The organism is Blastococcus sp. SYSU DS1024 (assembly GCF_054050795.1).
Window position 1 is genome coordinate 353,732 of record NZ_JBJHAA010000001.1, and the last position, 9,202, is coordinate 362,933.

Sequence of the window (9,202 nt, forward strand, 5' to 3'; positions counted from 1 at the left end):
AGGTGCACTCTGCCCCGCCGTCGTCCCGGGGAACCGCCGGGTCAGTCGGCCAGCTTGACGATCATCTTCCCGGTGTTCCCCCCGCGGAGGAGGTCGAGGAAGGTGTCCACCGCGTTGTCCAGCCCCTCGCGGACGGTCTCGCGGACGACGAGCTCCCCGGACGTGAGCAGGTCGCCGACCCTCTGGCTGAACTCCGGGGCGAGATCGGCGTGGTCGCCGACGATGAACCCGCGCAGGCTCAGCTTCTTGGTGACCATCATGAACATGTTGCGCGGCCCCGGGGCCGGCTCGGTGGCGTTGTAGCCGGAGATCGCCCCGCACAGCGCGCCCCGGCCGTGCTCGCGGAACGCACCGATGGCCGCCTCGAGGTGCTCGCCGCCGACGTTGTCGAAGAAGACGTCGATGCCGTCGGGCGCGGCCGCCGCGAGCGAATCTGCGACCGGGGCGTCGTGGTAGTCGAACGCGGCGGTGTAGCCCACCTCCTCGGTCAGCCAGCGCACCTTCTCCGGCGTCCCCGCGCTGCCGATGACCGCCGAGGCGCCGTGGAGACGGGCGAACTGGCCGACCAGGCTGCCGACCGCACCCGCGGCGCCGGAGACGAAGACGGCGTCGCCCTCGCGGAACTCCGCCAGCCGGAACAGCCCCGCCCAGGCGGTGAGGCCCGGCATGCCCAGCACGCCCAGGTGGTAGCTGGGCGGGACGCCCGGCAGCTCGGGGAGCACGCGGACGTGCGCGGCGTCGAGCACCGCGACGTCCCGCCAGGCGGCGTCGGCGAGCACCAGGGCGCCCTCGGCGACGTCGGGGGAGCGGGACTCCACCACCCGGCCGACCGCACCGCCGCGCATCGTCTCGCCGACCTCCCAGCGGGCCGCGTAGGACTTCCCGGGGTTCATCCGGCCGCGCATGTACGGGTCGACGCTCATCACCAGCATCCGGACGACGATCTGGCCGTCGGCCGGGTCGGGCCGCTCCAGCTCGACCAGGCGGAAGTCGTCGGGGGTCGGCTCGCCGTGCGGCCGGGCCGCCAGCTGCCATTCGCGGGTCCGGATGGGCATGCGGCCATCCTGCCGGGCGGAGCGCGCGTGCGCCGAGTGCGACGAACTCGTGGTGATCAGCGCGTGATGGCCACGAGTTCGTCGCACTCACGGCCCGGGGCGGTCAGGCCGAGCGGCCGTCGCGCTCCCCGGTCCGCGGCGCTGGCTGCCCGGCCGGTGCCGTGCGCCGGGCCCGCTGCCCCCGGGCCACCTCGGTCGCCAGCGCGTCGAGGGGCTGGGCGAACTCCGCCAGCGGGTCGGCCAGGGCCACGAGCCAGGCATGGGCCGCCGCCAGGCCGGACGGATCGAGGGCGTAGAGCCGGCGGGTGCCCTCGGCGCGCACCGTGACCAGCCCCGCCTCCCGCAGCACCCGCAGGTGCTGCGACACCGCGGGCTGCGAGATCGGTGCGGTGCCCTGCAGCGCCGCGACGACGGCCCCCGCCGGCTGCTCGCCGGTGGAGAGCAGCTCCAGGATCTGCCGGCGGGTGCGATCGCCCAGCGCCTCGAAGGTCCCGTTCACTCAGCTCCCGGCAGCATCCTCGGACGGCGGGGTCGTGTAGAACGCCACCGTACGGTCGGCCGCCTCGCGCGCGGTGGTGGGGTCGTCCCCGTCCGCGGCCGCCGCCTCGCCCCAGCCGGCGGCCGCCCGGCGGACGAACTCGGCCCCCTCGGGCGTCAGGGTGAACGTCGCCGCGAGCTCCGGGTCGACCGGGGCGCCGCTGTCCAGGTGCAGCCCGAGGCCCATGAGCGCCAGGTCCCAGCCCACGCCCGCCGCACCCGGCCCGAACTGCGCCCAGAACTCGGGGTCCACGGACGCCTCGTGGACGAGCTCCAGGGCGGTCCCGCCGTCCGACGGGGACAGGTGCACCTGCAGCCAGGAGACGTTCCCGCCGAACTCCCACGTGACGGCGAGGAACTCGGGCTCCGCGCACCGCTCGACCACACCTCCGGCGTTGCCCTCGAGCTGGTAGCGACCGCCGGGGCGCAGGTCGCCGCTCACCGGCAGGAACCAGCGGGGGAGCCGCTCGGTGTCGGTGAGCGCGCCCCAGACCTCGGCCCGGTCGGCGCGGTAGGTGCGCCGGGCGACGGCGATGCGCGTCGGTGCTCCGTTCCGGGAACCGGTGCGGACCTCGCGCGTGACCAGGCCGGCCGTGGCGACCGGATCGATGGTGGTCATGTCCTGCTCCTTCCATAAGCTGTGTCTTATAAGACGACCGTAGAGGCAGGGGCCCGTCCGGGGCAAGCCCCGCTGGCGGCGGCCCGCGGAACGCGCTCCACGCCGGTATCGGTGTTGCACGACCGATCTAGAGTGAAGGCATGCTCTTCTCCCGGTCCAAGACCCAGCAGGTGTCGCCCGAGGACGCCCTCCCGGGCCGCCCCGACCCGCTGCCGCACGTGCCCGAGGTGCACGCCGTCAACGGCAACCGCATCCAGCCGCCGTTCCCCGAGGGCATGCAGACCGCCGTCTTCGGTGCGGGCTGCTTCTGGGGCGTGGAGAAGGTCTTCTGGGAGCTGCCCGGCGTCTACTCGACCGCGGCCGGCTACGCGGGCGGTCACACGCCGAACCCCACCTACGACGAGGTCTGCTCGGCCCGCACGGGGCACACCGAGGTCGTCCTCGTCGTCTTCGACCCGGCGCAGACCTCCTACGAGCAGCTGCTCAAGGCGTTCTGGGAGGACCACGACCCCACCCAGGGCATGCGGCAGGGCAACGACATCGGCACCCAGTACCGGTCGGCGATCTACTACGCGACGCCGGAGCAGGAGGCCGCCGCGCTGGCCACCCGCGACGCGTACCAGGAGCGGCTGAAGGCGGCCGGGTACGGCGAGATCACCACCGAGATCGCGCCGCTGGGCGAGTTCTTCTACGCCGAGGACTACCACCAGCAGTACCTGTACAAGGTGCCGAACGGCTACTGCCCGGTGCACTCGACCGGCGTCTCCTGCCCGGTGGGGCTGCCCGGCGTCTGACGGCCGGCGGACCGGCCCGGTTCGCCGTCGGTCAGGTGCCGGCCTGCTCGGCCAGCCAGGCCATCCCGGGGTTGAACACCATCGCGTGCCCGCCCTCGAAGAGGACCACCGTGACGTCGTCGGAGGACCGGGCGAACACCACGTCCGGGTCCTCGGGGCCGAAGAAGGTGTCGACCTCCGGATCCACGCCGAGCTCGGGCGGCAGGTCACCGTCGCCGATCGCCTCGACGGCCTCCTGGTCGACGGCGGCCTCCGGGGCGAGCTGGTTGAACGCCTCGAGGGTGTGGTCGGGCGGCACGTTCTGGTCGTCGATGCCGGCGGCGAGGTAGACGGAGACATCGGCGTCGCGCGCGGCGTCGAGGTGGGTCACCGGGCTGCGGTGGAGGCACTCCTGCCGGGCCGGCCCGGGCACCGAGGGGTCGCCGCCGCACGAGGCGCGGATCTGCTCGGCGTAGTCACCGCCGGGCTGCTGGACGCGGTAGGCGTACCACTCGGTGAGGTCGTGGATGGGCACCCAGGAGACCGCGCCGGCGAAGCGGTCCGGGTGCCGCCCCACCATCAGCAGGCTCAGGTGCCCGCCGCCCGAGAAGCCCAGCACGTAGACCTGCTCGGGGTCGATCTCGGCCCGTCGGCCGGCCTCGTCCACGGCGTCGAGCACGTCCCGGACGACCAGGTCCGAGCCGGTCGCCTCCGGCCGCTGGTTCACACCCCGGAAGTTCGGGGCGATCATGGCCCACCCCTCCTGCTGGGCGAAGCGGGCGTACGGGATGCCGTAGGTCTGCCGCCAGTCCGTGCTCCACGAGTGCAGCACGACGAGGAGGGGAGCCGCTCCGCCGTCCTCCGGCGGCGGGACGAAGAAGGCCGGCTGGACGTTGTCGTCGACCGTCGACGGGATGCTCAGCTCCTGCAGCCCGGGCACCTCGGCCCGCCAGCGCTCGATCCCAGCGGATCCCGGGTAGGTCTCGGTCGACACGACGGGCAGTCGCTCGAAGTCCCCCCCGGGTCCGGCGGTCCCGGTCGGTTCGGCCGTGGCCGTGGCCGTGGCTGTGGCGGTCGGCCGGGTCGTGGCGGTCGGCTCGGATGCACCCGGGGCCGCCGTGCCGTCGTCCTGCTCCGCACCGCAGCCGACGGTGAGGGCGAGGGCCAGCGCGAGGGGGAGGAACCGGCGTCGCATGGTGGTGGCCTACCCGTCGTGCCACGTGGAACGCGCGACCCCGGCGAGGGCGTTGACCTCCCGATGACTTCTGCCGGCCCGCTCTCCCACCGCTCCTCCTCCCGCCGCCGGGCGGGGCTCGTGCTGATCGCCGGGCTGACCGCGCTGGCCACGGCCTGTGGGGGGCCCGGCACGGGCGCCGCGCCGTCCGCCGGGAGCACGACCACGGCTGCCGTGCCCGAGCGCGAAGCGCCCCTCGTGCCGCCGCCGCTCCCGGTGCCGCCGCGCTACGTGGCGGCGGCCGACGAGGTGGCGCCGGAGCTGAAGACCGTCGCGGCGCAGTTCGTCGAGGACCTGCTGACCTACGAGCCCGACGTGCCGTCGTCGGCCGCCGATGCCCTGCCGCCCGCCGACCGGGACGTCGCGGCGCCGCTCATGGCCGGCGGTGTGTCGTCCCGCGCCGAGGTCCGGTTCGTGCAGCTCGGCGGGCTGCGCCCCATCGTGGCCCCGGAGTACGGCAGCGCCATGGTGGTCGTCGAGCAGACCCTCACCGCGGCGGACGGCGGGACGCACACGGAGGTGCGCACCGTCGACGTGCGGCTGGTCCGGACCGGTGGGGGGTGGGTGGTGGCCCAGCTCGCCTCGGCCGGCGGCGCCCCGGTCCCCGACCCCGGCGAGCTCTCCCCGGCTGCGGCGGCCGCTCTGGGCGAGCCGGGGCTGCTGCTGCCGGACAGCGCGCGGTGGGACATCGCCGACGGGTCGATCAGCGACACGCTGCTGGAGGTCGCCGTCGCGCTGGCGCGGGTGGCGCCCGTGCAGGTGACCGTGCTCCGGTCGGGTCACCCGCAGCACGTCATCGACGACCGCAGCGAGCCGCCGGTCAGCGCGCACACGGAGGGGCGGGCCGTAGACATCTGGGCGGTCGACGGCGTTCCGGTCCGTGCCATGACCGACGAGCAGGTCCGGGAGCTGGGGCAGCGCATCCTGGCGCTCCCGGGGGTCGCGCAGGTGGGGGTGCCCGCCGGGCTCGACCTCGACGGTCCGGGCCCGCGGTCCTTCGCCAACGCCGTGCACGACGACCACATCCACGTGGCGGTGCGCTGATCGTCCCGGCCGTGCCGTCCCTGCGGCAGCTCGCGTAGCTTCCGAGGGCATGGAGGCACTCCGTACCCCGGACGAGCGTTTCGCGGATCTGCCCGACTTCGCGTACGAGCCCCGCTACGTCGAGGTCGACGACGGCGAGGGCGGGCGGCTGCGGGTGGCCTACGTCGACGAGGGTCCGGCGGACGGCGAGACGGTGCTCCTGCTGCACGGCGAGCCGTCCTGGTCGTTCCTCTACCGGCGGATGATCCCGGTGCTCGTCGACGCCGGCCTGCGCGTCGTCGTCCCGGACCTGGTCGGGTTCGGCCGGTCGGACAAGCCGGTCGACCGCGCCGCGTACACCTACGCCCGGCACGTGGAGTGGATGCGGCAGGCGCTGCTCGACGAGCTGGGGCTGCGCGACGTCACGTTCGTCGGGCAGGACTGGGGCGGGCTGATCGGGCTGCGGCTGGTCGCGGAGAACCCCGACCGGTTCGCCCGCGTCGTGGTCGCCAACACCGGCCTGCCCACCGGTGACCAGAGGATGAGCGAGGCGTTCCTGGCCTGGCAGCGCTTCTCCCAGGAGAGCCCGGAGTTCCACATCGGCCGGATCGTCGGCAACGGCACCGTCGGCGGGCTCGCGCCCGAGGTGGTCGCCGCCTACGACGCGCCGTTCCCGGACGACCGGTACACCGCCGGGGCCCGGCAGTTCCCCGCCCTGGTGCCGACCTCGCCGGACGACCCGGCGGCCGCGGCGAACCGGGCGGCCTGGGAGGTGCTCTCGCGCTGGGAGAAGCCCTTCCTCACGGCGTTCTCCGACGGCGACCCGATCACCGGCGGGGGCGAGCGGGTGTTCCAGAAGCTGGTACCCGGCGCCCGCGGGATGGCGCACACGACGCTGCCGGGCGGCGGGCACTTCCTGCAGGAGGACGTCGGCCCCGAGCTCGCCCGGGTGGTCGCCGACCTCGTCGCCGCGACGCCCCGCAGGTGAGTCCGGGCGTGCCGCTCTCCGCCGACGAGGTCCTCGGCGCGCTCCGGCGCGCCCCGGACGTCGAGGCCCCCGACCTGGTCGCCGTCGACGCGACCGACCGGCTGCTGCTGGACCTCGCGGCCGACCTCGTCCCCCGCTGCGCCCCGGAGGAGGTCGCCGTCGTCGACGACTCCTACGGCGCGCTGGCCCTGGGGCTGGCCGCCCGGCACGGGCTGACCGGGGTACGGGTCGCCCAGGACCTGCTGGTGGGGGAGCGGGCGCTGGCCGCGAACGCCGAACGGGTCGGCCTGGGGGGCAGCCACCGCTCGCTGCCGCTGGGGCCGGAGCTGGCTGCCGGCACCCGGGTCGTGCTGGTCAAGGCGCCCAAGGCGCTCGACGCCCTCCGGGAGATCGCCGAGGTGATCGCCGCGTCGGCCGCTCCCGACGTCACCGTGCTGGTGGGTGCACGGGTCAAGCACATGACGCACGCGATGAACGACGTCCTCGGCGACTCGTTCGCGGAGGTGCAGGCGACGCTGGCGCGGCAGAAGTCGCGGGTGCTGGTCGCCCGGGGGCCGCGGCCACGGCCCCCGTCGTTCCCCCGGCGGCAGGAGCACCCCGACCTCGGGCTCACGGTGTGCGCCCACGGCGCGGCGTTCGCCGGCACGAAGGTCGACATCGGCACGCGGGCGCTGGTGCGCACGCTGCCGGAGATGGCACCCGACGCGCGCACCGCCCTGGACCTCGGCTGCGGCACCGGCGTCCTCGCCACGCTGCTGGCGCTCCGCCGGCCGGAGCTGCGGGTGCTGGCCGTGGACCAGTCCACGGCGGCGGTCGCCTCCGCCGCGGCGACCGCCGCGGCGAACGGGGTGGCCGACCGCGTGGAGGTGCGCCGGGACGACGCCGCGGCGACCGTGCCCGACCGCAGCGTCGACCTCGTGGTCTGCAACCCGCCGTTCCACGTCGGCGCCGCGGTCGTCACCACGGCCGCCGACCGGCTGTTCGTGGCGGCGGCCCGGGTGCTGCGCCCCGGCGGTGAGCTCTGGACCGTCTACAACTCGGCCCTGCGGTACCGGCCGGCGCTGAACCGGGTGGTGGGGCCGACGCGGGTGGCCGGCCAGGACCCCAGGTTCACGGTCACCGCCTCCACCCGCCGCTGAGGCGGCAGGGGCGCGTGGTGAGCCAGATCACTGGTTGGCATCGATCGGTCCGCTCGGGTTGATCCCGGGGCCCGGATCCCGAGTACGGGAGCGAGGGATCCGACCGAAGGAGCATCCATGACCGGACGACTGCGCCGCGTGAAGGTGAGCACCCGTCTGATGACGCTGGTGCTCGCGGCGGTGATCGGGATGGCGACCATCGCCGTGATCGGGGCGCTGCACGTGCGCTCGACGATCGAGGAGGAGCAGCGCAGCCAGGCCCGCGTCGCGGTGGAGTCCGCTCTCGGCGTCATCACCCACTACGGCGAGCAGGAGGCGGCCGGCGAGCTGACCCGGGCGGAGGCGCAGGCGGCGGCGACCGCCGCGATCCGCGGGATGCGCTACTCCGGCGAGGAGTACTTCTGGATCAACGACATGACCCCGCGCATGGTCATGCACCCGATCAAGCCCGAGCTCGACGGGCAGGACCTCTCGGCCAACGAGGACCCCGACGGCAAGAAGCTCTTCGTCGAGTTCGTGGAGGTGGTCGAGGCCGAGGGCAGCGGCTTCGTCGACTACCTGTGGCCCAAGCCCGGTGAGGAGGAGCCCCAGCCGAAGGTCTCCTACGTGACCGGTTACGAGCAGTGGGGCTGGGTGGTCGGCTCCGGCATCTACGTCGCCGACCTCGACGGCGCGTTCCGCACGGAGCTGGTGGCCATGGTGTTGTGGGCGGTCCCGGTCAGCCTGCTCATCGTGGGGCTGTCGCTGGTCATCTCCCGCAGCATCAGCCGGCCGTTGCGCACCATGACCGAGGTGCTGTGCACCGGCGACCTGCAGCGCCGGCTCGACGAGGGCGCCGGCCGGACCGAGCTCGACCAGCTCGCCGGCGCGGTGAACACCACGCTGGGACGGGTCTCCGGTGTCGTCACCGAGGTCGGCCAGGCGTCGCAGCTGCTCGAGGAGGCGGCCCGGACGCTGTCGTCCACGAGCGAGTCGATCGCCGGCACGGCCGACCGCTCGCAGGGGCAGGCGCAGAGCGTCACCAGCGCCACCCGCGAGGTGAGCAGCGGGATCGAGGCGGTCGCCGCGGGAGCGGAGGAGATGGGCGCGTCGATCCGGGAGATCGCGCACAACGCCGCCGAGGCCGCCCGGATCGCCGGCAGCGCCGTCTCCGCGGCGGAGTCGACCTCGGCGACGATCGGCAAGCTGGGGGAGTCCTCGGCGGAGATCGGCAACGTGGTGAAGGTGATCACGAGCATCGCGGAGCAGACGAACCTGCTGGCGCTGAACGCCACGATCGAGGCCGCCCGGGCCGGTGAGGCGGGCAAGGGCTTCGCGGTGGTCGCGAACGAGGTGAAGGAGCTGGCGCAGGAGACGGCGAAGGCGACCGAGGACATCGCCAAGCGGGTGGAGGCCATCCAGACCGACACCGGCAGCGCCGTCCGGGCGATCGGCAGCGTCACCGCGATCATCGCGGAGATCAACGACTACCAGACGACGATCGCCTCGGCCGTCGAGGAGCAGACCGCCACCACCAACGAGATGAGCCGGGCGATCGGGGACGCAGCGGAGAGCGGCAAGTCGATCGCCGGCACCGTCGCCGAGGTGGCCCAGGGCGCGCAGGAGACCTCCGCCGGGGTGGCCGCGATGCAGGCCGCGGCGGACGACCTCGTGCGCATGTCGGGTGACCTGCGGAAGGTGGCCGGGGCGTTCCAGCCCTGACCCGGTGCCGGGGGGGGGGGGGGGGGGGGGGGGGGCCCCCCCCCCCCCCCCCCCCCCCCCCCCCCCCCCCCCCCCCCCCCCCCCCCCCCCCCCCCCCCCCCCCCCCCCCCCCCCCCCCCCCCCCCCCCCCCCC

General features: G+C 74.7%; 9 protein-coding genes. 5 read left to right on the top strand and 4 right to left on the bottom strand.

Annotation, left to right across the window (positions count from 1 at the left end):
• Nucleotides 1–41: 41 nt before the first annotated feature.
• The 3 genes from ACI79S_RS01725 to ACI79S_RS01735 form a co-directional block, all read right to left on the bottom strand.
• Nucleotides 42–1,055, bottom strand: a complete 1,014-nt coding sequence (locus tag ACI79S_RS01725; RefSeq protein ID WP_456591709.1) for an NADP-dependent oxidoreductase — start codon at nucleotides 1,053–1,055, stop codon at nucleotides 42–44.
• 103 nt (nucleotides 1,056–1,158) lie between these two features.
• Entirely contained in the window at nucleotides 1,159–1,554 is a 396-nt protein-coding gene (locus ACI79S_RS01730) for an ArsR/SmtB family transcription factor (protein ID WP_456591710.1), read from the bottom strand.
• Nucleotides 1,555–2,211: an SRPBCC family protein gene (locus ACI79S_RS01735; protein WP_456591711.1), complete on the bottom strand. Its 657-nt coding sequence runs from the start codon at nucleotides 2,209–2,211 to the stop codon at nucleotides 1,555–1,557. It abuts the gene before it with no gap.
• Nucleotides 2,212–2,351: 140 nt separating this feature from the next.
• Between ACI79S_RS01735 and msrA the strand changes: the two genes are divergently transcribed.
• Entirely contained in the window at nucleotides 2,352–3,005 is a 654-nt protein-coding gene (gene msrA, locus ACI79S_RS01740; protein WP_456591712.1) for a peptide-methionine (S)-S-oxide reductase MsrA, read from the top strand.
• A gap of 31 nt (nucleotides 3,006–3,036) precedes the next feature.
• Here msrA and ACI79S_RS01745 read toward each other — a convergent pair whose 3' ends face one another.
• Entirely contained in the window at nucleotides 3,037–4,179 is a 1,143-nt protein-coding gene (locus tag ACI79S_RS01745) for an alpha/beta hydrolase family protein (protein WP_456591713.1), read from the bottom strand.
• A gap of 63 nt (nucleotides 4,180–4,242) precedes the next feature.
• On the opposite strand from ACI79S_RS01745, the gene ACI79S_RS01750 reads away from it, so the two are divergent.
• The 4 genes from ACI79S_RS01750 (at nucleotide 4,243) to ACI79S_RS01765 (ending at nucleotide 9,069) form a co-directional block, all read left to right on the top strand.
• A complete protein-coding gene (locus ACI79S_RS01750) occupies nucleotides 4,243–5,262 on the top strand; it encodes a hypothetical protein (protein ID WP_456591714.1) in 1,020 nt (339 codons plus the stop codon).
• A gap of 49 nt (nucleotides 5,263–5,311) precedes the next feature.
• Complete coding sequence (locus ACI79S_RS01755) at nucleotides 5,312–6,229, top strand: haloalkane dehalogenase (RefSeq protein ID WP_456591715.1); 918 nt, start codon at nucleotides 5,312–5,314, stop codon at nucleotides 6,227–6,229.
• A gap of 8 nt (nucleotides 6,230–6,237) precedes the next feature.
• Complete coding sequence (locus ACI79S_RS01760; RefSeq protein ID WP_456591716.1) at nucleotides 6,238–7,368, top strand: class I SAM-dependent methyltransferase; 1,131 nt, start codon at nucleotides 6,238–6,240, stop codon at nucleotides 7,366–7,368.
• Nucleotides 7,369–7,485: 117 nt separating this feature from the next.
• A complete protein-coding gene (locus ACI79S_RS01765) occupies nucleotides 7,486–9,069 on the top strand; it encodes a methyl-accepting chemotaxis protein (protein ID WP_456591717.1) in 1,584 nt (527 codons plus the stop codon).
• Nucleotides 9,070–9,202 lie beyond the last annotated feature (133 nt).